Origin of the sequence: Streptomyces sp. NPDC002265 (assembly GCF_040296125.1) — a bacterium.
Lineage (GTDB): Bacteria > Actinomycetota > Actinomycetes > Streptomycetales > Streptomycetaceae > Streptomyces.
On the sequence record NZ_JBEOWS010000698.1, the window covers coordinates 1 to 1,413 of the forward strand.

1 protein-coding gene is annotated in these 1,413 nt (G+C 68.6%); it reads left to right on the forward strand.

Annotation, left to right across the window (positions count from 1 at the left end; all coding sequences use genetic code 11):
* Positions 1-236 precede the first annotated feature (236 nt).
* On the forward strand, positions 237-1,413 hold a 1,177-nt coding region (locus ABT085_RS46355), incomplete at its 3' end, for an IS4 family transposase (protein ID WP_351623261.1).

Consider the following 1,413-nt stretch of genomic DNA (forward strand, 5'->3'; position numbering starts at 1 on the left):
CAAGGCCATGAAGTTACGGGTCGGGTCCCTGGCTGCGAGTGGGGTCTGGTCTGGAAGAACGCCGGACGTGAGAAGCGGAGCCCCGGTAGAACTGGCTGGTCCGCCAAGACAAGCCGTTCACAGCACCGGAGGCTCCGCTGTCGGGTCAGTGTGTCATCAGCCGCGAGATCGCGGTAGCCGACGGTCTTTTCGCTCCGGGTCACTTGGGTGAGCTGACGCAGATCGTCCCGTTCGAGATGGTTGATGCCGCCCTGGCCGAGTGCGGGGCCGTTCAGCGGCGGTTGCGGAAACTCCCGGCCCGGGTGGTCGTCTACCTCCTCCTGGCCGCCGCTCTGTTCGAGGAATGCGGCTATCCGGCCGTGTGGGCCAAACTGACCTCCGCACTGCACTGCCTGCCGGTCCCGAAGGTCACCGCCACGGCGCTGTGGCACGCCCGTGCCCGGCTCGGTGTTCGCCCCGTGCGGGCTCTGTTCGACCTGCTGCGCGGCCCGGCGAGCGCGATCCGCACCACCGGGGCCCGCTGGGCGGGTCTGCTGGTCGTCGCCGTCGACGGCACCTACCTCGACGTCCCCGACGGTCCCGCCACCCGGGCCCACCTGGGTAAAAGCTCCAACCAGTACGCTGTTTCGGGCTATCCGCAGATCTGCCTGGTCACCCTGGTCGCCTGTGGCACCCGGGCCGTGATCGACGCGGTTTTCGGCCCGCGCATCAGCGGCGAGAGCACCCACGGCAAGCGCCTGGCCCGCTCCCTGCACGAGGGCATGATCGTCCTGTTGGACCGCGGCTTGTCCTCCAACGCCTTCCTGACCACGGTCGCGGACACCGGCGCCGCATTCCTCGCCCGGCTCTCCTCCACCCGCAAACCCCCGGTCCTGCACCGCTACGAGGACGGCTCGTTCCTGTCCAGGATCGGCCGGCTGGAGGTCCGCGTCATCGAGTGCGAGATCACCATCGCCACCACCGCTGGGCACACCACCGGCGTCTACCGGCTGGCCACCACCTTGCTCGACCACCGCCGCCATCCGGCATTCGAGCTGGTCAAGCTGTATCACGAGCGGTGGGAAGTGGAATCCTCCTTCTTCGCGGTCAAGAAGTCCATGCTCGGGCGCCGGGTCCTGCGCGCCCGGACCATGCCCGGTATTGCCCAGGAGGTCTACGCGCTGCTGACCGTCTACCAGCTGATCAGGATCGCCATCGCCGACGCCACCGCGACCCTCCCCGACATGGACCCCGACCGGGCCAGCTTCAGCATCGCCCTCCAGACCGCCCGCGACCAGGTCATCCAAGCCGCAGGCGTGATCGCCGACACCATCGTCGACCTCGTCGGAACCATCGGACGAGCCGTCCTGAACCAGCCGATGACAGCACGCCGACTCCGCGTCAGTCCCCGCGCCGTCAAGCGACCACTGTCCC